We start from the raw sequence: 24467 nt of genomic DNA on the forward strand, positions 1-24467 counted from the left end.
CGACCCGGGCCCGACGACCCGGGCCGGTCAGATCGACGCGAGCCCCTTGCGCACCGCCCACAGCGCCGCCTGCGTGCGCGACTCGAGACCGAGCTTGGCCAGCACGTGGCTCAGGTGCGTCTGCACCGTCCGCTCGCCGATGGACAAGGTCCGGGCGACCTCGCGGTTGGACCGGCCCTGCGCGACGAGCACGAGCACGTCGCGCTCCCGCGCGGTGAGCGGCACGTCCTCCTGCTGCTGCGCCTCCGTGAGGGAGTGGGTGATCGTCCGCGTCACGGTCTGGTCGAGGTGGACCCCGCCGCGGTGCGCCTCGCGGATCGCGTGGACGATCTCGTCGACCTGGGCGTCCTTGAGCACGTACCCGGCGGCGCCTGCGGTGAGGGCCGCGTGCACCCGGTGCACCTCGCCGAAGCTCGTCAGGACGACCACCTGGACGCCGGGCCGGCACCGCCGGATCTCCGCCGTGGCGGCCACGCCGTCCAGGTCGTGCATCACGAGGTCCATGAGGACCACGTGCGGGGCCCTGCCCTGCCGGGCGAGGTGGTCGATCCGCTGGAGCGCGGAACGGCCGGTGGCCGCCTCACCGACGAGCTCCACATCGGGTACGGCGTCGAGGAACACCCGCAGGCCCATCCGGACGACGGCGTGGTCGTCCACGACGAACACCCGGATCGGGGGCGGACCGGCGGGGCTCACGACGCCGCCTCCCCCGGCAGGGCCCGCGGGACGACGACCCGGACGGAGCTGCCCGCCCCGGGCGTCGCGTCGATCGTGAGTTCGCCGCCGAGGCGCTCGGCGCGCTCCCGCATGGACGTGAGGCCGATGCCGCGCGCGGACCGGGCCGGGTCGAACCCGCGCCCGTCGTCGACGACCTCGAGCACGAGCGTCGTGGGGTCGTCGGCCTGCGGGCCGAGGCAGACCCGCACGGACGTGGCGGCCGCGTGCTTGAGGCTGTTGTGCAGCGCCTCCTGCACGATCCGGTACGCGTCGAGCTCGGCGTCGGGTCCCAGGCTCAGCGGGGCCGCCGTGCCGTCGACGGTGATCCGCACCCCGGTGCGCGCGCCCGCCGAGGCCGTCTGCTGGCGGACCGCGGCGACCAGCCCCTCCTCGTGCAGCACCCGGGGGTGCAGCTCGAGCACGAGGTCGCGCATGTCGTCCAGGGTCGCGTGGGCGAGCTGGTGCACCGTCTGCAGGGTCCGGCGCACGACCTCGTCCTGCGGACCGCGCACGGGCAGGGCGAGCTGGGCCGCCCGCAGGTGCAGCGCCAGCGCGAACAGCTGCTGGCAGGCGGAGTCGTGCAGCTCCCTGGCGAGCCGGTGCCGCTCCTCCAGCGCGGCGCGGCTGCGCGACCCGGTCACCAGCCGGGCGTTCTCGACGGCGACGGCGGCGTGGTCGGCCATCGACGTGAGGAAGCCGACCTCGGCGTCATCCGGGTCGTGGCCGGGGCGGTAGTAGGCGTTGAGCGCGCCGACCGGGCGGTCGCGGACCCGCAGGGGCGCCGACACGAACGTCTCCCAGTCGAAGCCGCGCAGCTGGTCGTGCAGCGGCTCCCAGGCGGGGTCCGCGAGCAGGGCGGCCCGCCGGCGCGGCCGGACGACGGGCCGGCCGGTCCGGAACGCCTCCAGCGAGCTCAGCCGGGCTCCGCGCCGCCGTGCCTCCTCGATCGCCAGCGTGAAGTGCTCGGGCCACGCCGCCGCCGGGGCCGCGCCGTGCAGCTGCAGGCGCTGCCCCTCCTCGTCGAGCAGCAGGATCTGGGCCCCGGCGAGGTCCACCGAGCCGACGACCTCCGCGCAGATCGCGTCCAGGGTGTCGCGCAGCGAGCCGGCCGTCGCCACCGTGGCGGCCACCGCGGCGACGGCCGTCAGCCGCCGCTCGTGCGCCTGCGCGTCGGTGACGTCGCGGAACGCGACGGCGTGCCAGCCGCCCGACGTGGGGACGACGCGGTGCTCGAGCTCGCGCACCCGCCCGGTGTCGGGCCGGCACCACCGCACCACGCAGCGCACGCCGTCGGCCCGGGGCGGCACGAAGACCGCGCGCCGGCCCAGCAGGTCGCACTCCACGACGCCGAGGATGCGGCAGCCCGCGGGGTTGACCAGCTGGTAGCGGCCGTCGTCGTCGAGCAGCGCGAGGCCCTCCAGCGCCGCGGCCAGGAGCGCCCGGAGCTCGTGCCCGTCGGCACCGGCGCGCGGGACGGTGTCCTGCACCACGGGGTTCTCGCTGCGCATCGGACCTCCTCGCCCGGCCCCGCGGACGCGCGGGGCTCGTCCGTCGGGCGGGCGGTGTCCGGCTGCGCGATCACCGTCGCGCAGCCACGCCGCGGACCGCCGGAACCCAGGACGAGTGCCCCCTCCGTCTCGGTGTAATCGCGCAGGCCCTCTCCGCATTTCGGCCGAAATCGCCGCAGTCGATGAGTGTCAGCTCGCCGGACGGTCGATCCTGCCGAGTGAGCAGTGGGCAGGGTCACACCGCCCACGTGGACGTCCGCGGGGAGGGACATCGATGGCGACCGACAGAAGCGTCGAAGGCGACACGGCGACCAACGAGCAACTGCTCGAAGCGCACCGGGAGGGCCATCCGCTGGTGCCGTACAAGGCACTGTGGGGGGTCCTCCTGCTCGGGTGGGTCGTCAGCTACGCGGACCGGACCCTCACCGGACCGGTGATCGCGTGGATGATCCAGAACAAGGCCGGGTTCATCGGCGACGCGGCCAACCCCGCGACCCTCGGTGGGCTGGTCGGCTCGATGTTCTTCCTGGGCTACATGCTCACCCAGTACCCCGGCGGGCGCCTGGGCGACCGGTTCGGCCACCGCGAGATGATCATCGTCTCCCTCCTGGCCGCGGCCGTGCTGACGGTGGTCTCGGGCCTCATGGCCGGGCTGGTCGCCTTCGTCGCCGCCCGCGTCCTGACCGGTCTCGGCGAGGGCGTCTTCTACTCCAACGACCGGACGCTGATCATCAACCACACCCCGGTGGCCAAGCGCACGCTCGGGCTCGGCGTGGTGATCACCGGCCTGTCGATCGGCCTGACGCTCGGCATCATCCTCACCCCGTTGATGATCGACTGGGGGGCCTCGCTGGGCATGGGCGGCGAGGCGTGGCGGATGCCGTTCTTCGTGTTCGCCGCGTTCACCCTCGTCGTGATCGTCATCGCCTTCGCGTTCTTCCGGGCCAGGCTGGGCGGGCCGATGCGGCTCGGGCCGCCGTTCCTGCGGCTGCTGCTGTTCTCGGCGCCCACGTTCGTCGTGATCGTCGCGCTGTTCCTGCTCGCCGAGACCCTCCGGTGGCCGGAGTGGCTCACCGCGTCCCTCGCGTCGCTGATCGCCCTGGTCTACATCCTCGTGATCGTGCGCAGCGTGAAGAAGTCGGGCCGGGGGCCCGCGCTGCTCAACCGCAACATCTGGCTGGTCTACATCGCCTACATCGCGATCCTGTGGAACCTGTGGTTCTTCAGCTTCTGGTCCGTGCAGATCGTGCGGGAGGCGGCGCAGAGCAGCCTGCTCGCCGCCGCGCTGACCGCCGCGTTCAACGCCGGCGCCGGCATCCTGGGCTTCCCGGTCGGCGGCTGGCTGGCCGACCGCGCCGTCCGCAAGGGCCGGGGCCGCAAGCCGCTCGCCCTGGTCTGCACCGCCGTCTACTCGGTGCTCGTGCTCATCTTCGGGTGGAGCGTCTCGGGCGGGGAGAAGCCCTCGCTCGCGCTGCTCGGGCTGCTGCTGTTCACCTCGGGCGTGTTCTTCAACGCGCTGCAGCCGATCGTCCAGGGGATGACGGGCGACATGGTCCCGGCGTCCGAGCGGGGCTCGGCCTTCGGGATGCTCAACCTCGTCTCCGAGATCGGCGCCGTGCTCAGCCCCGTCGTGAGCGGCATCCTGCGCGACGCCACCGGCAGCTGGGCGCCCGGCGTCTACCTGGCGGCCGGGATCATGATCATCTCCTTCTTCCTCTACCTCATGGTGAAGGAAGCGCCCGTCCACCACGAGGACCCGATCCCGGCCTGAGAGGAGCACGGACATGCGCACCCAGGTGGGGATCGTGGGAGCCGGCCCGGCCGGACTGATGCTGTCGCACCTGCTGCACCTGCGCGGTGTCGAGTCGGTCGTGATCGACCTGCAGACCCGGGAGAGCATCGAGCAGACCATCAAGGCGGGGATCCTGGAGCAGGGCACCGTCGACCTGATGCGCCGCACCGGCGTGGGCGACCGGCTGATGCGCGACGGCTTCGTCCACCACGGCATCAACCTGGCGTTCTCCGGCGGGCTGCACCGGATCAACATGTACGAGCTGACCGGCGGTCGGTCGGTGACGGTGTACGCCCAGCACGAGGTGCTCATCGACCTCATCGCCCGGCGGCTGGCCGACGGCGGCGACGTCCGGTTCGGCGTCTCGGACACGCAGGTGGAGGACGTCGAGTCCGAGCAGCCCCGCATCCGGTTCACCCACGAGGGCCGGCAGGAGACGCTGGAGTGCGACTTCGTGATCGGCGCGGACGGCTCCCGGACCTCCACCCGCTTCCTGATCCCGGAGGGGGCGGTGCGCACGGACTTCTTCCGGCAGTACCCGTTCGCCTGGTTCGGGATCCTGGCCGAGGCGCCGCCGTCGTCGGACGAGCTGATCTACGCCCACTCCGAGCGCGGGTTCGTGCTGGTCTCGACGCGCTCGCCGAGCGTGCAGCGGCTGTACTTCCAGTGCGATCCCGACACCGTCGTCGACGACTGGTCCGACGACCGCATCTGGGAGGAGTTCCAGGCCAGGCTGGCCCCCTCGGGGGCGCAGCTCACCACCGGCCGGATCTTCAAGAAGGACGTGCTGCAGTTCCGCAGCTTCGTCTGCGAGCCGATGCAGTACGGCCGCCTGTTCCTGGCGGGCGACGCGGCCCACACCGTGCCGCCGACGGGGGCCAAGGGGCTCAACCTCGCGATGGCCGACGTCCACGTGCTCGACCGGGCGCTCGGCGCCTACTACGACACCAAGGACACCGGCCTGCTGGAGTCCTACACCCGGACCGCGCTGCAGCGGGTCTGGCGGGCGCAGTGGTTCTCCTTCTGGATGACCTCCATGCTGCACCGCTTCTCCGACGCCTCCGACTTCGACCTGCGCCGCCAGATCGCCGAGCTGGAGCTCGTCACCACGTCACCGACCGCCGCGAAGACCCTGGCCGACAACTACACCGGCCTCCCGCTGACCTGACTCCCGGCCGAGAACGAGGCGGGCCCACCCGTTCGCCCGCGAGGAGGAACCTGATGTCGCGACCCGACCCGAGCACCGGCCACGCCACCTTCCGCGACTTCCCGCTGAACGCGTGGTACGCCGCGGCCTGGGACCACGAGGTGGGCCGCAACCTGCTGCCGAAGACGGTGGCCGAACGCCCCATCGTGTTCTACCGCACCACCGCCGGCCGCGCGGTCGCGCTCGCCGACGCGTGCTGGCACCGCCTGGCGCCGCTGTCGATGGGCAGGCTGCGCGGCGACGACGAGATCATGTGCGGCTACCACGGCATCTGCTACGACGCCGACGGTCGCGCGACCTACATGCCCGCCCAGGAGACGATCAACCCGAGCGCCACCGTGCACTCCTACCCGGTCGTCGAGCGGCACCGCTACGTGTGGGTCTGGCCCGGCGACCCGGCGCTCGCGGACCCGGACCTGGTGCCCGACCTGTACATGAACGACCACCCGGAGTGGGCCGGTGACGGGAGGACGATCCACGTCAACTGCAGCTACCAGCTCATCATCGACAACCTGATGGACCTCACGCACGAGCAGTTCGTGCACGGGTCGAGCATCGGGCACGACGCGCTGTCGGAGTCGGACTTCGAGGTCACCCACACCGAGCAGACCGTGACGGTGACGAAGTGGATGCTCGGGATCGACCCGCCGCCGTTCTGGAAGCGCAACCTGCAGGACCGCTTCCCGGACTACGACGGCCCCGTCGACCGCTGGCAGATCATCCGCTACACCGCCCCGGCGACCGTCGCGATCGACGTCGGGGTGGCCAAGGCGGGCACCGGGGCGCCCGACGGCGACCGCAGCCAGGGCGTCACCGGCACCGTCATCAACACGATGACCCCGGAGACCGCCCACACCTGCTTCTACCTGTGGGCCTTCGCCCGCGACTGGTGCCTGGACAAGCAGGTGATCACGACCCGGCTCCGCGAGGGCGTGTCCAACGTCTTCTTCGAGGACGAGGTCATGCTCGAGGCCCAGCAGCGCGGCATCGAGGCCAACCCCGGCTACGACTTCTACAACCTCAACATCGACGCCGGCAGCATGTGGACCCGCCGCATCGTCCAGCGCATGATCCGGGCCGAGGGCGAGCGCGACGGTGCCGGGACCGCCGGTGACGCCGCGGCGGCGATGTCCGCCGTCACCGGGGCGGCGAACAACGGGGCCCAGGACGACGACGAGGGCACCGGGCAGGGAGCCGAGGTCGCGAGCGGGGTCGCACGGCACCGGGAGCAACCGGCCGCCGGTCTGATGGGCCGCGGGCTGTAGGGCGCCGGCGATGGGAGCCACGAGCCACAAGCGGTGGGGCCGGGCGCGGGTGCTCGACGTCTGCCCGGTCGCGCAGAACGTCCGGCAGGTCGTGCTCGAACCGGAGAACCTGGAGGCGCCCGCGCCCCCGGGCAGCCACATCGACATCGGGGTCTACGTCAACGGCAGGGCCGACGTCCGGTCCTACTCCGTGGTCGGGATGGGCGCCTACGGCAGCGAGCTCATCCTCGGCGTGCAGCTCGCGAGGCAGAGCCGGGGCGGCTCGGCGTTCATGCACGCGCTGCGCCGCGGGCAGGAGGTGTCGATCACGCAGCCGCTGCAGAACTTCCCGCTGAACTACGGCAGGCCCGGCTACGTGCTGGCCGCGGGCGGCATCGGGATCACGGCGCTGGTCGCGATGGGCAGGGCGCTCAGGGCCAGGGGGGCGGACTACCGGTTCGTCTACGGCGCCCGGTCCCGCGACCTCATGGCGTTCGTCGACGACCTGGTGGCCGAGCACGGTGACCGCATGGAGCTGCGCATCGACGACGAGGGCAGCTCCCTGGACGTCTCCGAGCTCGTGAAGAGCGTGCCGGCGGGAGGGGAGCTCTACGTCTGCGGCCCGACGCCGATGCTCGACGCGATCAAGGCGGCGTGGGCGAAGGCCGGCAGGCGGCCCGCCGAGCTGCGCTTCGAGACCTTCGGCAGCAGCGGCCGCTTCGCCCCCGAGCCCTTCACGGTGCGGATCCCCCGCCTCGGGCTGGAGACGGTCGTGCCGCACGACGTGTCGATGCTCGAGGCGCTGGAGGCGTGCGGCGCCGACCTGATGTACGACTGCCGCCGCGGCGAGTGCGGGCTCTGCCAGGTGAAGGTGCTCGAGGTCGACGGGGCGATCGACCACCGCGACGTCTTCCTCAGCGACGCCCAGCACGAGGGGGGCGACCGCCTGCAGTGCTGCGTCTCGCGCGTGGTCAGCGGGCGCACCGCGGGCCTCGCCGGGACCGACGGCCGACCGGCCGCCGTGACGATCGACGTTCCGTGACCAGCGGCCCCTGACGACGAGAGGACACGACATGCGCAGCTACCAGGACTTCCACCTCGACCAGCTCCAGGCGGACCGGTCCCGGTCCTACGCGGAGTTCCTCCGGCGCCCCGGCATCTCGATGGGGATCTACCACATCCCCACCGGGGGCAAGGACCCCCAGCACCCGCACGACGCCGACGAGGTCTACGTCGTGCTCGGGGGCCGGGCGGTGCTGGAGGTGGAGGGCGAACGGGTGGAGGTGGGCCCCGGCCGGGTCGTCTCGGTCGACCGCGGGGCCGACCACCGCTTCACCGACGTGGACGACGACCTCTCGGTCCTCGTCGTGTTCGCCCCGCCGGCCACGCCCGAGGCCTGAGGTGGCGGGCGGGGCGAGGGAACCGGGTCGGTCGGTCATCAGCAAGATCGCGGCGATCCTGCTCGCCGTGGCCGAGGAAGGGGGATGCACCCTCACCCAGATCGCCGCCCGGTCCGGGCTGCCGCTGTCCACCGTGCACCGGCTGGTCACCGAGCTGGCGGGCTGGCAGGTGCTGGTGCGCGACGAGGACGGCCGCTACGGGGCCGGCCCGCCCCTGGCCGCGGTCGCCTCGGCGCGGCCGCCCGCCCCGCTCCTCGACCTGCGCGAGCGTGCCGTGCCGGTGATGGAGGAGCTGTTCCGCGCCACCGCGTCGCCCGTGCGCGTCGGCGTGCTCGAGGGGACCGCGGTGTCGTACGTGGAGAAGACGTCCCGGCACCGGCCCGTCACCCGGCTCTCCCCCGCCGCCCGGCTGCCGGCGCACGCCACGGCGCTGGGCAAGGCGCTGCTCGCCGTCGCCCCGACCCGCACGCTCGAGGCCGTGCTGCGCTCGGAGCTGCGGCGCTACACCCCCGGGACGATCACCCGCCCGGAACGCCTGCGGTGGCTGCTGCGCACGGTGCGGATGTCCGGCCTCGCCCTGTGCGACCGCGAGCTGGACCCCACCGGGCGGGCCGTCGCCGCTCCCGTCGTCGTCCCGAGCAGGAGCGGGACGGCGGCGATCGAGGTCGCGGTCAGTGACCTCGGCCGGGACGTCCCGTCCGTGCGGACGCCCCTGGCGCTCGCCGCCGCCTGGCTGTCCCGGGAGCTGGCGGTACCGGTCGAGCCGGCCGCCCGGCTGTCCGCGGCGGGCGGGGACCCGGCCTGACCGGCTCCGGTGCCGCGACGGTCCTCGACGTGCGCACGTCGACCGCGGTCATGCGACGTGCGGTTGCTCGCCGGCCCGCGGTTGCTCCGCCGCAGGTCCGCGCCGGTGGAACTGGGCCTCGACGGCGGTCCCGTCCGCGCTGGTGCACACGTGCACGGCATCGGCCACCTGCCGGATCACCCACATGCCCATCCCGCCGAGGTGCCCCAGCGCCGGACGGGGTGGGCGGAACCCCTTCGTCGGCAGGTCGTCGCCCGGGCCGGTGTCGTCGACGCGGACCACGACGTGGGAGTCCGTCGCCCACAGCCGCAACCGGCAGGGCCGTTGGCCGTGACGCACCGCGTTGCTCAGCAGCTCCCCCGCAGCCAGTTCGAAGTCGTCGACGTCCTCACCGGGCAGCCCCCGCGCGGACGCGCCCGCCGCCGCCTCCCGCCGGGCCGCCGAGAGCTGGTCCGCCGCCGTCAGGCGCAGGTCCAGGTCCACGGCCGCCGGGATCGGCGACAGCAGGCCCGGGTGCGCGCGCAGGAAGTCGTCGGGATCCCGGAACCTCGCACTGCTCGCCGGTTCCCCCACCGGGTCGAGCAGGTGCGGGTGCACCTGCTCGACCTGTTCGAGGACGGAACCGCTGTGGCGGCGCCGGTCGTACAGGCAGACCCACGGGAAGCCGTAGGCGCCGAGCACGTCGTTGCTGGCCGCCTCGAACCGCAGGTACGCACCCGCGCGCGCCGGGTCGGCGATCGGTGGGCCCTCCGCCACGAGCCGCACCCGGCGACCCGCCCGAGCCTGCCGGGCGAGGTAGTCGCGCAACCCGCCGAACATCGGCCCCAGACTCCGGTAGGTGACGCCCGGCACGCCCCACCGGACCCGGTCGGCGTCGGCGCCCAGCCCCGCGCCCAGGGACGCCTCGGTGTCGCGCGACGCGATCACCTGCACCGCATCGCCGGCGGCCAGCCCCTGCCGCACGTAGGGCAGCACCCGTCGACGCAGGTCCTCTCCCGACTCGTACACCGCGACCGCGTGCCCCGGGTGGAGAGCGGAAGCGGTACGGCCGTTCTCGATGCCGCTGCTCACTCCCATACCGACTGCCGTACCCCGCCCCGCTGCTGCACAACCGGCCGCCCGGATCACCCACCCGCCGGCACGCGCGCCGCTCACGCGTCGAGCATGGCCGCCAGCTTGCGCACGGTCGCCCAGTTGCGGGCGGTGCCGCCGCCGTCGCTCCCCCTGGGCAGCTTGCCCAGCTGCACGGCCAGCTCGGAGCGGCCCATGCCGTCGGGCAGGTGCAGGTAGAGCACCCGGCCGCGGACGGTTCCGGTGTCCCTGCTGCCCTTGGCCGCGGCCCGCTCCTGCGCGGCAGCCAGGGCGGCGACGTCGTCGTCGTCCACGTCGGACGACCGGAAGACGGCGTGCACCTTCTTCGGGTCGGGCTCGTCGGGGTAGGGGTTGTTCTCGATGGCGACGGCGAGCTCGGCCCGGGTGAGCACGACCACCGTCAGGGTCAGGCCGAGCGCCTCGGCGATCGTGGCCTCGAGGGCCTCCGCCACGACGGCCGGGTCGGGCTCGCCACTGGTGAACACGACGTTGCCGCTGTTGATGTAGGTCTTCACGTCGGTGTGGCCCAGCGACGCGACCGCGTCCCGCAGGTCGGCCATGGCCACCCGGTTGCCCTTGCCGACGTTGATCCCGCGCAGCAGGGCGACGTGGGTCGGCACCGGCCCATCCTGCCAGCCGTGCACGGCGAACGGGACACCCACGGCCGTCCGGACGCGTTCGGGCCGGTCCCCCCGCGGACGTGGGACGATCCTCGCCCGACGTGCAGCAGCTCCGACGTCGCACGCACCCGCACGAGCGAGGGCATCGTCCACACGAGGAGACCGATCGTGCCGAACCCGTTCGCTCTGACCGACGTCACGCTCGTCACCGGCGACGCGGACGGGACCGTGACGCCCGACCGGACGATCGTGGTGGGACCGGACGGCACGATCGAACAGGTCGGACCCGCCGCGCACACGGTCGTCCCGGCCGACTACCGCCGGATCGACCTGGCGGGGCACTTCGTCCTCCCCGGCCTGATCAACGCGCACGCCCACCTGTTCTCCGACGGGCGGCCGGTGCCACCGATCCTGCTCAACGAGTCGACCGCGGCGATCATCACGAAGCTGGCCCGCAACCCGCTCGGACGGCGGCTGTTCAAACGGCGCGCGAAGGCCCACGCGCTCACCCAGCTGCACTCCGGTGTCACCACCATCCGCACCGTCGGCGACACCGACTACGGGGTCGTCGAGGTCGCCGAGGAGATCGACAGGGGTGAGTACGTCGGCCCCCGCGTGCTGGCCTCCGGGCCGCTGCTCGCCATCACCGGGGGACACGGTGCGCCGCAGATCGCACTGACCAGCGACTCGCCCTGGGACGCCCGGCGGAACACGCGCCGCAACCTGCAGCGCGGGGTGAGGGCGATCAAGATCTCGGCCACCGCCGGCGTCACCGACGCCCGCGCCATCGGCTACGCCGGCCGCCCGGAGATGTCCGAGCAGGAGATGGCGGCCATCTGCGAGGAGGCGCACAACGCCGGTGTCCGTGTGGCCGCGCACGCCCAGAGCGCCGACGGCATCCGGGCGTCGCTGCGGGCGGGGGTCGACACCATCGAGCACGGGGCCCGGCTGACGCCGGAGGTCCTCGACCTGTTCCGGGACAACCCGCGCTCGCTCACCGGCACCTCCGCGCTCATCCCGACGCTGCTGGTGTGCGTGCCCCTGGTGAAGCTCGACCAGGAGGTCACCGGCGTGAACGACATCTCCCGGGCCAACGCGGAGATGATCTTCGGCGAGATGGTGCAGGGCATCAGCGACGCCCGCGGGCACGGCATCGCCATCGGCATGGGCACCGACTCGGCGCTGACCTACGTCACCCACTACGACAGCTGGCGCGAGCTGGACATGCTGGTGCGCTACGGCGGGTTCACCCCGGCCCAGGCGCTGAACGCCGCCACCCGGACCAACGCGCAGATCCTGGGCCTGCAGGACGTGACGGGCGCGGTCGAGCCCGGCAAGGCCGCCGACCTGGTCGTGCTCGACGCGAACCCGCTCGACGGGTTCCGGGCGTTCGTCGACCCGCGGATGGTCGTCGCCCGGGGCACGGTCCTCGACCGGCCGTCGGTCTCCCGGTTCGCCGAGCTGGACGCCCGACTCGACTCGCTGTGAGGACGTCCCCGGCTCGGGCTCCCACCGCCTGCGGTCAGGACGGGGTGAGGCTGAACCGTGCCGGTGCGAACGCCTCGACGTCCGGACGCGCGGTGCCCTCGGTCAGATCGGCGAGGATCTCCCCGATCGCGGGCGCGTAGCGGAACCCGCGGCCGTTGCAGGCGGCACCGACGACCACGCGGGGGCTGTCGGGGTGCGGGCCGAGGAGCCAGTGCCCGTCGACGGCCTCGGTCCACATGCAGACGGTGGACCGCACCGGCGGCCCGGTGATCTCGGGGATCCGGTCGCGCACGACCGCGGTGACCTCGGCGACGTCGTACGGCGTGACGTCCTGGCTCAGCGCGGAGGGGTCGATCTCGTGGCTGTTGCTCGCGACGCTGAACTTCCAGGTGCCGTCCGGCTCCATGCACCCGTAGTCGGGTGCTGCAGCGGATCCGGCCGGTCCGGCCACGTAGATCGAGGGCAGCGGCGTGGAGCCGGGCGGCATCGCGAAGTTGACCAGCACCTGGCGGTCGACCCGGGCGGGCAGGTCGAGGTGCAGCACCCGGGCGGAGAACGCCCCCGTGGTCATGACGAGGCGGTCCGCGACGTACTCGCCCTCCGCGGTGCGGACCCGCGCCCCCGACGCGTCGGACGACCAGTCGAGGACGGGCTCGTCGAAGCGGAACTCCGCTCCCGACTCCCGCGCCACCTGCTGCATGGCCCGCAGCGCCGCCGGGACGTGGGCGATGCGGGCCCCGGGCTCGAAGACGGCCAGCTCGTGGTCGGCGATCCGCAGGCGCGGGAACGCCGCCCGCGCCTGCGCGCCGTGCAGGACCCGGTGCTCGAACGGCGACGACTCCAGGCTCGCCACCGTGCTGTCGAACCACGGCGACCCCGGTGCACCGATCATGACGTTGCCGGTGACCGTCATCAGTTCGGTCCCGGTGCGCGCGGCGAGCTGGTCCCACAGCTCGAACGCGCGGACGGTGAGCTGGACGTACTGCGGGCCGGTGCTGTTGGACTGCCGGGCCAGGCGGGTGAGTCCGCCGTGGGAGCCGTGTTCGTGCGGTGGGGTGTGGGCGTCGATCGCGAGCACGCGCACGCCTCGGCGGGCGAGGTGCCACGCCGTCGCGGAACCCCACGTTCCCGCGCCGACGACGATCACGTCGTAGGTCTGCATGGTGCTGGTTCCTTTCGTTCCGCCTGCCGGCGTCGGTTGCCGGGAGGAGGCTGGGTGGAGGGAGGTCGGGGCGGGAGTCAGGCGTCGGAGAGGGCAGCGAGCGAGGACGCGAGCCTGCCGAGCAGGACGTCGATCTCGCCCCGCGTGACGACCAGCGGCGGCCGCATCTTCAGCACGTTGCCGGCGGGTCCGATCCGGCTGATCAGGACCCCGCGGCGACGCATGTCCTCCACGACCCACCGCGTGGCGGCGGCGTCGGGAACCGTCGGGTCGCCGGGGTCGACGAACTCGAGCCCGAAGTAGAGCCCTCGTCCGCGCACGGCGGCCACCCGCGGGTCGCCCGCCACGATCTCGTGCAGCCGCCCGGCGACGTAGTGCCCCAGCTGCGCCGCACGGTCGAGCAGGTCCTCCTCCGCCATGACCTGGAGGACGGCCATCCCGGCGGCGGCGGAGACCGGGCTGCCCGCGAACGTGTTGAAGTAGTCGTTGCGCGCGCCGAACCCGTCCTGCAGCCGAGCGGTGGTGACCAGGGCGGACAACGGGTGGCCGTTGCCCATCGGCTTGCCGAGGACGACCAGGTCGGGCCGGACGTCGAACATCCGGTGGCCCCACATCCGCCCGCCGGTCCTGCCGAAGCCGGACTGCACCTCGTCGGCGAGGACGAGGCCGCCGGCGGCGTGGACGCGCGCGGTGAGCCCTTCGACGTACCCGGACGGTGGGCTGACGAGGCCCTCGGTGGAGAACAGCGGGTCGAACACCACCGCGGCCACCCCGTGGCCCGCCTCGACCAGCGACGCGATGGCCGTGTCGACCGCGGACAGCGACTCCTCGAGCAGGCCGCTCGCGTCGTCGACGCCGGTGGCGTCGGGGATGTGCAGGGTCCGCACCCACGGAGCGAGCCCCTCCCCCGTGGCCAGGCCGGTGGTGAGCTCGGCGAGCCGGCCGGTGTTGCCGTGGTAGCTCCAGCCCGAGACCAGCACACCGGTGCGGCCCGTGTGCTGGCGGGCGATGCGCAGGGCCAGGTCGTTGGACTCCGAGCCGCTGTTGGTGAGGAAGACCCGGTCGAGGGGGGCGTCGAAGGTCGCGAGCAGGGCTTCGGCGTAGTCCACGACCCGGTCGTTGAGGTAGCGCGTGTGCAGGTTGAGCCGGGACATCTGCTCGGACACCGCGGCGGCGACGACCGGGTTGGCGTGGCCGACGTGCGGGACGTTGTTGTACCCGTCCAGGTAGACCTGTCCGTCGACGTCGGTCACCCACACTCCCGACCCCGACACGACCTCGAGGGGCGTGTCGTAGAACAGCGGTGACCGCGCGCCCAGGGTGGTGTGCCTGCGGTGGAGCAGGTCCGTGGTCCTGGTCGCCGGCCTGCGTGCGAGGGCGAGGTTCGCCCGGTGGTCGGGCGCCAGGAGCTCGGCGAGCACGCCGTTCCAGCTCCGCACCAGCTCACCCTCGTAGTCGACGTCGTCGTTCGGGCCGGCGTTGCCCTGGGCGATCATCCAGAGCGCGCTGTTCGACCAGTGCGCGACGATCATGAACAGCCGCACCCGCGCGAGGTGGTGCGGATCGTCCGCGCCGTGGTAGCGGCTGGCCAGCTGCCGGGTCCGGTCCCGGTCGAAGCCGTTGTAGGCGGCCAGGAAGCCCAGCTCGTAGGCCGGATCGGTGTTGGCGGCGAGGTCCCAGTCGATGAGCCGGTAGCCGGACCCGTCGACGATCACGTTCGCGTCCCAGAGGTCGTTGTGGCACGGCACGAACTCGGCCGGGCGCAGATCGAGCACCTCCTCGATCTCCGCCAGGTGCTCCTCGACGACCGGCAACCCGATCGGGAGCACGTAGTCGCGTTCCCGGGCTGCGGCGAGCAGGGTCCGGACGTGGACGAACGGGTCCAGGTCCTGCGCGAACCGCTCCCCGCTGGTGTGCAGCGTGTGCAGGGCAGGCACGAGGTGCTCGAGCGCATCCGCATCACCGGCGAGGGACGGCCGGGTCCCGCAGAGGTACTCCAACGCGATGCCGGAGGACTCCCGGCAGACAGCGGTCACCGTCGCGCCGACGCCGATCCGGGACGCGCACAGCGTGTTGCCCAGGATGACGTCGGCGGGCGGCAGCACGTTCATCGCCTCCCAGTAGCCGTTCCAGATCTTCACCACCTGCTTCCGGCCGGCGAGGCGGACGAGGTAGTTCTTGTGCGCGGCGCCCCCGGAGAGGGTCTCGACGGCGGCGTCGGGTCCGGTCCACTCCGAACCGGGTTCGAAGACGCGACGGACGGCGGCGTCCTCTTCGGCACTGATGGTCATCGGGCTTCCTCCGTCTCGAGTCAGAAGATCTCGGCTGCGTAATCGATGGACGACGCGGTCGCGTGGCGCACCACTCCGGCGACGAGGAACACGGGGACGGCGAGCAGCATCCATCCGGCCACCCCGTCGGAACCACTGAGCAGCGTGTAGTTGCTGAGCGTCAGGTGTCCGACGTAGGCGAGCAGCAGGATCGACAGGCTCGGCGCGGCGATCTCGCCCCAGACGTCGTCGGGGGTCCGCCGAGCGAAGAACACCACGATCGCGAGCGAGGTGAGGATGAGGACGGAGATGAACGCGGCGGTCCCGAGCGCGGTGAACCAGGCGAAGACGACCCCGATCGGATCGGCCCCGGCGAGCAGGAACGCCGTGATCACGGCGGCGACGGCACCGCTGTTGACGAGCGCCGCCACGTGGGGGCTGCCCGTGGACGTGGTCCCTGACAGCCGCCGCGGGAGTGCGCCTGCGCGTCCGAGCGCGAAGAGGTACCGGGAGAACATGTTGCACAGCCCCAGCAGCATCGCGACGAAGCTGGTGACGACCAGGATCTGCATCGCCAGGCTGAGCCCGCGTCCCCCGGCTCCCTCGGCGAGGGTGAAGATGAACCCGGCGGGGTCGGCGGTGGCGGTCGCGCTGACGGCATCGATCCCGATCGCCCCGCCGATGACCCAGGTCGACAGGCCGTAGAACGCACCGACGAACGCGATGACCAGGTAGAGGGCGCGCGGGATGGTGCGGCGAGGGTCGCGGGCCTCCTCGGAGAACACGACGGTGGCCTCGAAGGCGGTGAAGCAGAGGAACGCGAACAGCAGCGCCACCCCGAGGCCGGGACTGAAGAGGTTCTCGGCGGTGAACCCCCCGATGCTGAAGACGCCCCACCCGTGCCGGGCGACGAGCGCGACCACCAGCACGGCGACGACGGCCGTCTCGCCGACGATGAGCAGGCCGAGCAGCCGCACACTGGCGTCGACACCTCGGACCGTGAGCAGTGTGACCAGGGCCAGGACCACGAGGATCCACACCAGCGGGGGCAGGGACAGACCGGTGAGGTCCGCGACCAGTGACTGCGTGAAGACACCGAACTGCGACCAGAGCCCGACCTGCAGGGTCAGGTAGGTGAGGACCGCCAGCCCGGCTCCGCCGCTGGCCCAGCGGTTGCCCAGGCCCTTCGCGATGTAGGCGACGAATCCCCCCGCATTGGTGATGTGCCGGCTCATCCGCAGGTAGCCGACCGCGAACAGCGCGATCATCAGGGCCGCCAGCACGTAGACGAGCGGGGTGGCCGGGCCGACCGCGGAGAACAGAACCCCGCTCGCGCCGACCACCGCGGCCATCGGCGCGGCGGCCGCGACGACGAAGAACGCGATGGCCACCACACCCAGCCTGTCGGCGGCCAGCACGCCGGCGGCGGGCGGCTCCGACGGCGTCGGCGCCGGAGCGGCGGTCGGGTTCGAGCCGGAACGTCCTGTGGTCATGTCCAACCCCTAGGAGAGTGGTCGTGGTCCGACGGCGGTGCTCGCGGTCCCGTACCCGAAAGACTGTACGATACCGTTCATTGATCAAACAAGACGTTCACAGTTTGGCTTTGTTAGCGTGGCTGATTGCGTCTGGTGATGAGGGGGAGCCGGTGGCGACAGGTGCCGACCGAGGACGTGCACCGCTGTCACTGCGCGAGCGCAACAAGCTGCGGACTCGACGGTCGCTGCTGGATGCGGCTCTGGAGATCTTCACCGAGCAGGGCTTCGGTTCGGCGTCGGTGGAGGCGATCGCGGCGCGGGCCGGCGCGTCGAAGGTGACGGTGTACAGCTACTTCCCCAGCGGACGCGAGGAGCTGTTCCGCCAGCTCTACGACGAGATCAACACCGAGCTGCTCGACCGCGCTCTCGCCCTGTGGGGAGCGAGCGAGGGCCTCGTGGACCGGGTGACCGCCCTGGCCAGGGCGCTGCTGGAGATCGGGGCACGCCCGCTCGTCGGGCGCTTCTACTCGATCGACGACCCAGCGCTCGAAGCCGCACTGGATCCGGTGCGAGGACACGCCTCGGGAACATTCCGGCAGCTGATCTCCGCCGAGCTCGGCCGCTGCCGCGACGCCGGCGAGCTCAGCAGCACCGCGGACCCCGACGCCCTCGCCCGGCTCCTGGTCGGCGCGAGCCGGGCAGCACTCACCGAGGTCGCCCGCCGGCCCGAGCGAGCCGGCGAGCTGCTGGAGGCGTTCGCCGACCTCGTCCGTGGGCTGCTCGGTGACGCCGACGACGCGGGTGCCGACGCCCCTGGCGCGTATTGACACGCTCTGAGCAGGCGAGGAGCCTTCCGGTCAACCTCTCGCGGGTTCGTCCCGACGACGTCGAGGTCGAACGGCATCACGGGGAGTCCCGATGGAGGGTGCGTCGCCACCGTGGGTGGGCCCGCCGGGTGACCGCGCGCCGCGCGCCACCGACCGCCGCACCTTCCTGCGTTCCGTCGGGGTCACCGCAGGCCTCACCGCCCTGGGTTCGGTGGTTCCCGCCGGGACCGGTCCGGCGCGGGCCGGGCCGGCCGTGCCGGCGCAGCCGCCCGGGACCGCGGCGGGGTCCCTGTCGGCTGCGGTGCGGAAGTTCCACCTCCACGCGCGGCCGAAGGTCGTCCGCGTGGGCGAGGTGGCCGATGCCCTGGGGATGTCACGGCCGGTGTCGGTGCGGGAGCTGCACCGCAGGCTGACGGCGATCCCGACCGAGCTGCGGCTGGCCCAGGTGATCACCACCGAGGCCGCGCTGGGCGGGCGGGCGGAGATGGTGCTGCGCAGCGACGGCACCTACACCTCGTTCGGCAGCATGCGCGCGACGGGCTTCCCCTCTTTCGCCTACCAGGTGACGGCCTCCGTGGAGAGTGCCGGGAACCTGTTCCTGCCGATGGCGCGCCACGAGGGCCGCGTCTTCGGGACCGACACCCCCGGCGACCGCAGCCGGAGCTGGAACGAGAGCGGGCAGAGCGAGAGCCTGCGCCAGAACTGGGTGAGCGTCGCGGAGGACGCCCGGCTCGTCGTCCGCAAGGAGTACGAGCTGTCCGGTGTGCTCGGCACCGTCGCCGACGTCGCGGTGAAGATCGGCCAGTTCGTCGGGCTGGCGACCGTCGTCTACCCGGGCCTGGCCGCCGCGATCACCCTCGCCTCGACTCTCGCCGAGGCGACCGAGGAGCCGTTCCCCCTGCCCAGGCTGCCGCTGGGGATCACGGTCGCGGCCGGTGTGCTGCTGGTGTTCGGGCCGGGCATGATCGTCCCGGCGGTGGTCGCGGGCGGCGTGGCCGAGCTGGCCGTCCAGACCCGGCCGCTGGACGAGGCGGAGTACACCTTCGCGACGAAGATCTTCGGCAACACCCTCCCTCCCCGCGAGCAGATCATCCTCACCAACATGCTCGGCAAGGGCGACCGCCGGTTCGTCATGCCCGGCCCGGGCGGGGTGTTCTTCGTCAACCTCGGGCAGGCCGCGTTCGACGATCCCAGGGGCTACCGGACGCAGGGCTCGAGGTACGCCACACCCGGCCAGGTCTTCGTCCACGAGCTGACCCACACCTGGCAGGGCAGGCGTCTGCCGGCGGTCACCTACTTCTGCAAGGGCATCACGAACTCGACCTACACGCCGGACGCGGACGTGAACCGCCCGTGGGCGGACCACGGACTCGAGCAGCAGGCGACCATCGTCGACACCTGGTACGCCTCGATCTTCGACCCGAAGAACAAGGAGTTCCTCGACTCCGAGTACGGCAGACCGGTCCCCGACTGGTCCAAGAAGGCGCCGGAGCTGTTCGACCGCTACATCTACGGGAACATCCGCGGCGGCATCACCTGATCCCTCCGGTTCCCTCGAACCCCCGCACCGACCTACGGAGGAATCCCGTGCCCGAGTACACCGAGCCCGTCGTCAGCAGGATCCAGGACGGCGCAGCGATCCACGGCGAGAGCGCGACGTGGATGGGCGTCTACGGCAGGAGCGAGAGCTCCACCGGCGGCCAGGGGGTGCTGGGCGAGGCGCTCGGCACCGGTGTGGCCGGAGTCAGCCGGACGTGGGTCGGCGTGTACGGCGAGTCGAACGGGACCGAGAACGGCCCGGCCGCCGTCTGGGCGGAGGGCAGAGGCGGCGCCTTCGGGGTCAAGGGCCACGCACGGGCGCCGGGAGCGGCCGGCGTCGCCGGCTTCCACCTCGCCGACACCGGCGACGGCGGGCCCGGAGTGCTGGGCGAGAGCGTCCGGGGTGTGGGCGTGCGGGGGGTCGGTGGGACCGGGGTGGTCGGTGTCGGGCGGGTCTGGATCGGCGTCTACGGCGAGTCCGACGCCCCGGTCGAGGCCGGCTCCGCCGGGGTGTGGGGTGACGGCAAGGACCGCAGCGACGGCGTCAAGGGCGTGACGCGCGCCCCCGGCAAGGCGGCGGTCAGCGCGTTCCACCTCACCCCCGACGGGCCGGGGATGTACGCCGAGGGCAGCCCGGCCGCCTACTTCCGCGGCGACGTCGTGGTGACCGGGGACCTCCGCCTGGAGGGCGCCGACTACGCCGAGGAGCTGACCGTCGCCGACGTGGAGGTCGCGCCCGGGATGGTGGTCGTGCTCGACGACCAGGGCCGGGTCCGGCCGTGCCTGGAGGACTACGACCCGCGCGTCGCCGGAGTGGTCGCGGGGGCGGGCGGCGTCCGCTCGGCCCTCGTCCTCGACCGGCACCCCGGCGGCGCCCCCATCGCGATGATGGGCAAGGTGTGGGTGATGGCCGACGCGGACGCGGGCCGGATCCGACCCGGTGATCTGCTCACCACCTCCACGACGCCGGGCCACGCGCGGCGCGTCGACGACCGCCAGCAGGCGTTCGGCGCCCTCATCGGCAAGGCGTTGACCGGCCTGACCGACGGCCGCGGCATGGTGCGCATGCTCGTCACCACGACCTGACGCCACCGCAACCGCTCAGGGGCGGACGAGCACCTTCCCGATCGCGCCCTTCTCCACGGCCACCTGCGCGGCGACCACGTCGTCGAGGTCGTAGTCGGCGACGGGCAGCGCGGACAACGCATCCGCCTCGATGGCGGCGTTCGTCCAGGACGACAACCGCTGGAAATCACTCGGCGACACCCGGTACATCAGCGCGAACTTGATCGAGGCGTTCGCCATCGCCAGCTGCAGGATCGGGATCCTGGGCTGCTCGGACTCCCCGGCGTACACGGCGATCGTGGCATCGGGCGCGAGGACGGCGGCGTCGATGTCGATGTTCGACGCCAGCGCGACCTCGACGATCCGATCGACACGTCCGACGGACGCCAGAACGCGTTCCGCGACGTCCTCCTGGCGGTAGTCCAGCACGAGGTCCGCTCCTGCGGCCCGCGCCAGCTCGGCCTTCTCCTCGGAGCTGACCGTGGTGACCACACGGGCCCCCGCGTGCTTCGCCAACTCGATGGCGAAGTGCCCGACGGCTCCCGCACCGCCGGCGACGAGGACCGTCCGCCCTCGTACCGCGCCGGGATCACCACCGAGGCAGTACGCCGCCGTCAGCGCGGGCACGCCGAGGCAGGCACCGAGCTCGTCCGACGCGTTGTCGGGGAGCGGGACCACCTTGTGCGCCGGTACCACCGCGAACTCCGCGGCCGTGCCGTACCGGTTGTCGGCGGCGGCGAGGTAGAGCCACACGCGTTGACCGACGGCGAGCCCGGTCACCCCCGGTCCGATGGCGTCCACCCGGCCGGCGCCGTCGTGATGGGGCACCTGGAAGTCGTCGGGAGTGCGGCCGGTGAGTCCGGCGCGGGCCTTCCAGTCCGTGGGGTTGACGCCGGAGGCCGATATCGCGACGCGCACCTCTCCCGCCCGGGGGTCGGGCACCTCCAGCTCGACGAGTTCCAGCACGTCCCGGGCCGGCCCGGTGGTCCGATAGATCGCTGCTCTCACGCACATCATGGTGCTCGTTCCTGGTTGGACAGCGGCACAACCCCGGTGCGGCAGAGTTGGTCGCACTGCCATACCTCCCGCTGCCCGAGTGGCCGAGAGTGAGCACCGTCATATCCGACATGTCCGGGTGGCGACGAGCGAGCGGCCACACGTCCTGCGCGTCGACCGGGACCGCTCCGTCGCACCGGACGAGCAGGACCGCTGCGCTCACGAGGTCCGCAGGAGCGTGAGCGTCGGCGAGTCCACCGACACGGGTGCGGCGCGGGCCGGACGGCCGCAGGGCCCTCGTCCACCGACTCGTGCGCCCGATCATCCGACCCATTCTGAGGAGACCCATGACCCATCCCTTCGGGCCGATCCGGCAACTCGGCTACATCGTCAGGGACATCCACGCGGCCATGCACCACTGGATCGAGGGCCCGGGCGTCGGGCCGTTCTACTACCTGGAGGACAACGGCGCGCTGGCGCAGTCGGGCGGCGTGCAGATCGAGCTGATCGAACTCCGCGACGACTCCCCGTCGTTCTTCCACGCGTTCGTCGACGAGTTCGGCGAGGGCCTGCACCACGTCGCCTTCTGGACCGAGCACTTCGACGCCTGCGTGGAGGCCGCACTGGCGCGCGGGTACCTCGAGATCCACCGCGGCACGTCGCTCCGCGGTGGGCCCGACAACCGGTTCGCCTACTTCCACCGGGGGTCCGCCGACGGCACGGCCATCGAGATCTCCGAGCGGGGGGCCGACAAGCGCGCTCTGTTCGACGCGATCGCCGAAGCCGCCGAGGGCTGGGACGGCACCGAGCCCGTCCGCGACATGGCGGCGCTGCTGTCCGAGGTCGCCGGGACGCGGAACGGGACGCGTCGGTGAAGGCCGTGCTGATCCACCGCCACGCCGACGGCGCGGTGCTCGCGCTCGGCGAGATCCCGGAGCCGGAGCTCGGCCACGGCCAGGTCCGGGTCTCCGTCCGCGCCGTCTCGGTCAACTACGCCGACCAGTTCGTGCCCCAGGGCGGGTACGGCACGCCCCCGGCGGACGGCGTTCCGTGGGTGGCGGGCCTGGACGCCGCCGGTGTGGTCACCGAGGTCGGTGCGGGTGTCTCCGGCGTACGGGTCGGTGACCGGGTGATGGCCATGGTGGCGAGCAGCCTGGCGGAGCAGGTGGTCACCGACGCGCGGTTCACCGTCCCGGTCCCGTCGACGTGGTCGGACGAGGAGGGCGCGGCCGCGATCGTCGGCCTGCTGACGGAGTGCAGCGCGCTGGCCGCGGCCGGCGGCCTCCGTGGCGGCGAGAGCGTCGTCATCACCGGGGCCACCTCGGGCATGGGCCTGCAGGGGGTGCAGCTCGCACGGCACCTCGGCGCCGGCCGGATCATCGCCGTGGCGCGATCGGACCGCGCGGACGACGTCCTCCACCGCTTGGGCGCCGACCTCGTCCTGCACAGCGCGGGGTGCGGCTACGCGGACCGCGTGCTCGACGCGACCGCAGGGGCGGGCGCCGACGTCGCCGTGGACCACGTCGGTGGCAGCTACTTCCCCGACCTCGTCGCCGCGGCGGCGATCGGCGGGCGGATCGTCAACGTCGGCCGGGCCGCCGGCGCCGAGGCGACGGCGGACCTGGAGGCGTTCTCGCTGAAGCAGCTCACCCTCCGCGGCGTCACGTTCCGCACCCGCACCCGGGACGAGCTGGGCGATCTCTACCAGCAGGTCCGGGATCTGGACCTCGGGAAGCTCCGTCCGGTCATCGAGCGCGTCGTCCCCTGGGAGGAGACCGAGGAGGCACAAGGACTCCTGTCCACCGGCACCGTCGTCGGGAAGGTCGTCATCCGGGTCGCCGCCGAGAGCTAGCACGTCCGGACCGCGCCCTCCACCCCCTTCGCACCAAGGAGAACGGCCATGACCACCGACCAGCGGGGAACATCCCCCTCCCACTCTCTCAAGCAGACGCGGCGTGCGGCCGCCGCGAGCTTGGGGGGGACGATGCTCGAGTACTACGACTTCGCCATCTACGGGCTGGCCGCGGCCCTGGTCTTCGGACCCGTCTTCTTCCCCTCCGCCGATCCGACGCTGGGCGTGCTGGCGTCCTTCGCCACCTTCGGCGTCGGCTTCCTCGCCCGCCCGCTCGGCGGCATCGTCTTCGGCCACCTCGGTGACCGGCTGGGGCGGAAGAACGTCCTCGTCACGACGATGCTCATGATGGGCGTGTCGACGGTGCTGATCGGGTGCCTCCCCGGACACGACTCGATCGGCTACTGGGGCGCGGTGCTGCTCGTCGTTCTCCGGCTCGTGCAGGGGTTCGCCTTCGGCGGCGAACAACCCGGCGCGATCCTCCTCGTCTCCGAGCACGCCGCCGAAGGTCGCCGGGGGCTGTTCGCGTCACTGCCCGGAGCGGGCGTCTCCTCCGGCCTGGTCCTCGGCAACCTCGCGTTCCTCGCGGTCAACAACGTCATGGATCCCGTCGCGGTGCAGACGTGGGGCTGGCGTATCCCGTTCTGGGCGGGCGGCGTCCTGGTCGTCGTCGGACTCCTGATCAGGTTCGGGCTGGCCGAGACCCCGGACTTCGAGAAGAGCAGGGCGAACGATCAGGTGTCGCGCTCCCCGGTCCGCGAGGTCATCCGCACCCACCCGTCCCAGATCCTGCTCGCCGGCGGCGTGCAGGCAGGGCAGGCGGTGGCGTCGTACATCACCGTCGTCTACAGCCTCGCCTACGCCCGTGAGCACGGGGTGCCCGCCGCACTGCCGCTCCTCGGGATCATCCTCAGCGGCGTGCTGCACCTCGCCCTCGTTCCGGCCGCGGGTGCCCTGTCCGATCGTTTCGGCAGACTGCCCACGTACCTCGCGGGTGCGGTGTTCATCGCTGTCACCGCGTTGTTCTTCTTCCCCATGGTCGGCAGCGGCTCCGCGGTGCTCGTGATCTCCGCCTACCTGCTGCTGTTCGGAATCGGCTGGGCCGTCATCACGGGCGTCTATCCCGCGATGCTCGCCGAGGCCTTCGCCACGAAGGTCAGCTACTCGGGTCTGTCACTGGGCATGCAGCTCGGGGTCGTCGTCGGCGGTCTGACACCCTTCGCCGCCACACTGGTCGCGACGCTGCCGAACGGCTCGACGCTGCTCGGCATCGGCCTCTCGGTGGTCGTCCTGCTGTCCGGCTGGTGTGCCGCGGCGCTCGTCCGGCGCACGCCACGGGCGGGAGTGGCCGCCAGCACGGGTCAGCCCGTCGCCGTCGGGGCCGACGACGCGGAGCGGTGACGGCGTG

21 protein-coding genes are annotated in these 24467 nt (G+C 72.6%); 13 read left to right on the forward strand and 8 right to left on the reverse strand.

All coding sequences use genetic code 11. The features are described from left to right. Nucleotides 1-27: 27 nt before the first annotated feature. On the reverse strand, nucleotides 28-696 hold the full coding sequence (locus tag HOP40_RS32865) for a response regulator (protein WP_240157401.1): 669 nt from the start codon (nucleotides 694-696) through the stop codon (nucleotides 28-30). Beyond that, a complete protein-coding gene (locus tag HOP40_RS32870) occupies nucleotides 693-2225 on the reverse strand; it encodes a GAF domain-containing sensor histidine kinase (RefSeq protein WP_172166938.1) in 1533 nt (510 codons plus the stop codon). The genes HOP40_RS32865 and HOP40_RS32870 overlap by 4 nt, the downstream gene beginning before the upstream one ends. 274 nt (nucleotides 2226-2499) lie before the next feature. Here HOP40_RS32870 and HOP40_RS32875 point away from each other — a divergent pair, with 274 nt between their 5' ends. Genes HOP40_RS32875 through HOP40_RS32900 form a run of 6 tightly spaced genes read left to right on the forward strand, consistent with a single transcriptional unit; the run spans nucleotide 2500 to nucleotide 8673 of the window. Further along, complete coding sequence (locus HOP40_RS32875) at nucleotides 2500-3996, forward strand: MFS transporter (RefSeq protein ID WP_172166941.1); 1497 nt, start codon at nucleotides 2500-2502, stop codon at nucleotides 3994-3996. Nucleotides 3997-4009: 13 nt separating this feature from the next. After that, complete coding sequence (locus HOP40_RS32880) at nucleotides 4010-5185, forward strand: 4-hydroxybenzoate 3-monooxygenase (protein ID WP_172166943.1); 1176 nt, start codon at nucleotides 4010-4012, stop codon at nucleotides 5183-5185. A gap of 53 nt (nucleotides 5186-5238) precedes the next feature. Continuing rightward, nucleotides 5239-6489 carry an aromatic ring-hydroxylating dioxygenase subunit alpha gene (locus HOP40_RS32885; protein ID WP_172166945.1) on the forward strand — a complete coding sequence of 417 codons (1251 nt, stop codon included), beginning with the start codon at nucleotides 5239-5241 and terminating at the stop codon, nucleotides 6487-6489. Nucleotides 6490-6499: 10 nt separating this feature from the next. Further along, nucleotides 6500-7510 carry a PDR/VanB family oxidoreductase gene (locus HOP40_RS32890; protein ID WP_172166947.1) on the forward strand — a complete coding sequence of 337 codons (1011 nt, stop codon included), beginning with the start codon at nucleotides 6500-6502 and terminating at the stop codon, nucleotides 7508-7510. A gap of 31 nt (nucleotides 7511-7541) precedes the next feature. Beyond that, nucleotides 7542-7868 carry a cupin domain-containing protein gene (locus HOP40_RS32895; RefSeq protein ID WP_172166949.1) on the forward strand — a complete coding sequence of 109 codons (327 nt, stop codon included), beginning with the start codon at nucleotides 7542-7544 and terminating at the stop codon, nucleotides 7866-7868. 1 nt (nucleotide 7869) lies between these two features. Then, nucleotides 7870-8673: an IclR family transcriptional regulator gene (locus HOP40_RS32900; protein ID WP_275691322.1), complete on the forward strand. Its 804-nt coding sequence runs from the start codon at nucleotides 7870-7872 to the stop codon at nucleotides 8671-8673. Between the two features lie 48 nt (nucleotides 8674-8721). Here HOP40_RS32900 and HOP40_RS32905 read toward each other — a convergent pair whose 3' ends face one another. Then, nucleotides 8722-9681 carry a sensor histidine kinase gene (locus HOP40_RS32905; RefSeq protein WP_172166953.1) on the reverse strand — a complete coding sequence of 320 codons (960 nt, stop codon included), beginning with the start codon at nucleotides 9679-9681 and terminating at the stop codon, nucleotides 8722-8724. A gap of 143 nt (nucleotides 9682-9824) precedes the next feature. Continuing rightward, nucleotides 9825-10385, reverse strand: a complete 561-nt coding sequence (locus HOP40_RS32910; protein ID WP_172166955.1) for a DUF1697 domain-containing protein — start codon at nucleotides 10383-10385, stop codon at nucleotides 9825-9827. Nucleotides 10386-10553: 168 nt separating this feature from the next. Here HOP40_RS32910 and HOP40_RS32915 point away from each other — a divergent pair, with 168 nt between their 5' ends. Continuing rightward, on the forward strand, nucleotides 10554-11873 hold the full coding sequence (locus HOP40_RS32915; protein ID WP_205347008.1) for a metal-dependent hydrolase family protein: 1320 nt from the start codon (nucleotides 10554-10556) through the stop codon (nucleotides 11871-11873). A gap of 34 nt (nucleotides 11874-11907) precedes the next feature. On the opposite strand, the gene solA is transcribed toward HOP40_RS32915, so the two are convergent. The 3 genes from solA to HOP40_RS32930 all read right to left on the reverse strand — a co-directional run bounded on the left by solA (nucleotide 11908) and on the right by HOP40_RS32930 (nucleotide 16798). Next, nucleotides 11908-13035: an N-methyl-L-tryptophan oxidase gene (gene solA / locus HOP40_RS32920; protein WP_172166957.1), complete on the reverse strand. Its 1128-nt coding sequence runs from the start codon at nucleotides 13033-13035 to the stop codon at nucleotides 11908-11910. Nucleotides 13036-13112: 77 nt separating this feature from the next. Continuing rightward, nucleotides 13113-15326 (reverse strand): aminotransferase class III-fold pyridoxal phosphate-dependent enzyme, encoded by a 2214-nt coding sequence (locus HOP40_RS32925; protein WP_172166959.1) that lies wholly within the window; start codon nucleotides 15324-15326, stop codon nucleotides 13113-13115. 20 nt (nucleotides 15327-15346) lie between these two features. Next, a complete protein-coding gene (locus HOP40_RS32930) occupies nucleotides 15347-16798 on the reverse strand; it encodes an APC family permease (protein ID WP_172166961.1) in 1452 nt (483 codons plus the stop codon). 80 nt (nucleotides 16799-16878) lie between these two features. Here HOP40_RS32930 and HOP40_RS32935 point away from each other — a divergent pair, with 80 nt between their 5' ends. The 3 genes from HOP40_RS32935 (at nucleotide 16879) to HOP40_RS32945 (ending at nucleotide 20232) form a co-directional block, all read left to right on the forward strand. Beyond that, nucleotides 16879-17607 (forward strand): TetR/AcrR family transcriptional regulator, encoded by a 729-nt coding sequence (locus tag HOP40_RS32935; RefSeq protein ID WP_172166963.1) that lies wholly within the window; start codon nucleotides 16879-16881, stop codon nucleotides 17605-17607. A 91-nt stretch (nucleotides 17608-17698) separates the two neighbouring features. After that, nucleotides 17699-19147 (forward strand): hypothetical protein, encoded by a 1449-nt coding sequence (locus HOP40_RS32940; RefSeq protein WP_172166965.1) that lies wholly within the window; start codon nucleotides 17699-17701, stop codon nucleotides 19145-19147. A 47-nt stretch (nucleotides 19148-19194) separates the two neighbouring features. Further along, nucleotides 19195-20232: a hypothetical protein gene (locus tag HOP40_RS32945; RefSeq protein WP_172166967.1), complete on the forward strand. Its 1038-nt coding sequence runs from the start codon at nucleotides 19195-19197 to the stop codon at nucleotides 20230-20232. 15 nt (nucleotides 20233-20247) lie between these two features. Here the strand turns inward: HOP40_RS32945 and HOP40_RS32950 are convergent, their stop codons facing one another. Next, nucleotides 20248-21219: an NADPH:quinone reductase gene (locus HOP40_RS32950; RefSeq protein ID WP_205347009.1), complete on the reverse strand. Its 972-nt coding sequence runs from the start codon at nucleotides 21217-21219 to the stop codon at nucleotides 20248-20250. 335 nt (nucleotides 21220-21554) lie between these two features. Here HOP40_RS32950 and HOP40_RS32955 point away from each other — a divergent pair, with 335 nt between their 5' ends. From HOP40_RS32955 to HOP40_RS32965, 3 genes are read left to right on the forward strand one after another with little or no spacing between them, the layout of a single operon-like run. After that, nucleotides 21555-22082: a VOC family protein gene (locus HOP40_RS32955; RefSeq protein ID WP_172166971.1), complete on the forward strand. Its 528-nt coding sequence runs from the start codon at nucleotides 21555-21557 to the stop codon at nucleotides 22080-22082. Further along, the gene (locus tag HOP40_RS32960) at nucleotides 22079-23059 is read left to right on the forward strand and encodes a quinone oxidoreductase family protein (RefSeq protein WP_172166974.1); all 981 of its coding nucleotides are present in this window, start codon (nucleotides 22079-22081) and stop codon (nucleotides 23057-23059) included. Before HOP40_RS32955 ends, HOP40_RS32960 begins: the two co-directional genes overlap by 4 nt. A gap of 48 nt (nucleotides 23060-23107) precedes the next feature. Next, nucleotides 23108-24460, forward strand: a complete 1353-nt coding sequence (locus tag HOP40_RS32965; protein WP_275691323.1) for an MFS transporter — start codon at nucleotides 23108-23110, stop codon at nucleotides 24458-24460. Nucleotides 24461-24467: the final 7 nt, after the last annotated feature.

Origin of the sequence: Pseudonocardia broussonetiae, from assembly GCF_013155125.1 — a bacterium.
In the GTDB taxonomy this organism is placed as follows: Bacteria; Actinomycetota; Actinomycetes; order Mycobacteriales; family Pseudonocardiaceae; genus Pseudonocardia; species Pseudonocardia broussonetiae.

Coding starts and splice junctions, on each gene's coding strand:
- HOP40_RS32895 (WP_172166949.1), top strand. CDS start 7,542: ATGCGCAGCTACCAGGACTTCCACCTCGACCAGCTCCAGGCGGACCGG.
- HOP40_RS32875 (WP_172166941.1), top strand. CDS start 2,500: ATGGCGACCGACAGAAGCGTCGAAGGCGACACGGCGACCAACGAGCAA.
- solA (WP_172166957.1), bottom strand. CDS start 13,035: ATGCAGACCTACGACGTGATCGTCGTCGGCGCGGGAACGTGGGGTTCC.
- HOP40_RS32885 (WP_172166945.1), top strand. CDS start 5,239: ATGTCGCGACCCGACCCGAGCACCGGCCACGCCACCTTCCGCGACTTC.
- HOP40_RS32955 (WP_172166971.1), top strand. CDS start 21,555: ATGACCCATCCCTTCGGGCCGATCCGGCAACTCGGCTACATCGTCAGG.
- HOP40_RS32880 (WP_172166943.1), top strand. CDS start 4,010: ATGCGCACCCAGGTGGGGATCGTGGGAGCCGGCCCGGCCGGACTGATG.
- HOP40_RS32940 (WP_172166965.1), top strand. CDS start 17,699: ATGGAGGGTGCGTCGCCACCGTGGGTGGGCCCGCCGGGTGACCGCGCG.
- HOP40_RS32930 (WP_172166961.1), bottom strand. CDS start 16,798: ATGACCACAGGACGTTCCGGCTCGAACCCGACCGCCGCTCCGGCGCCG.
- HOP40_RS32890 (WP_172166947.1), top strand. CDS start 6,500: ATGGGAGCCACGAGCCACAAGCGGTGGGGCCGGGCGCGGGTGCTCGAC.
- HOP40_RS32870 (WP_172166938.1), bottom strand. CDS start 2,225: ATGCGCAGCGAGAACCCCGTGGTGCAGGACACCGTCCCGCGCGCCGGT.
- HOP40_RS32925 (WP_172166959.1), bottom strand. CDS start 15,326: ATGACCATCAGTGCCGAAGAGGACGCCGCCGTCCGTCGCGTCTTCGAA.
- HOP40_RS32965 (WP_275691323.1), top strand. CDS start 23,108: ATGACCACCGACCAGCGGGGAACATCCCCCTCCCACTCTCTCAAGCAG.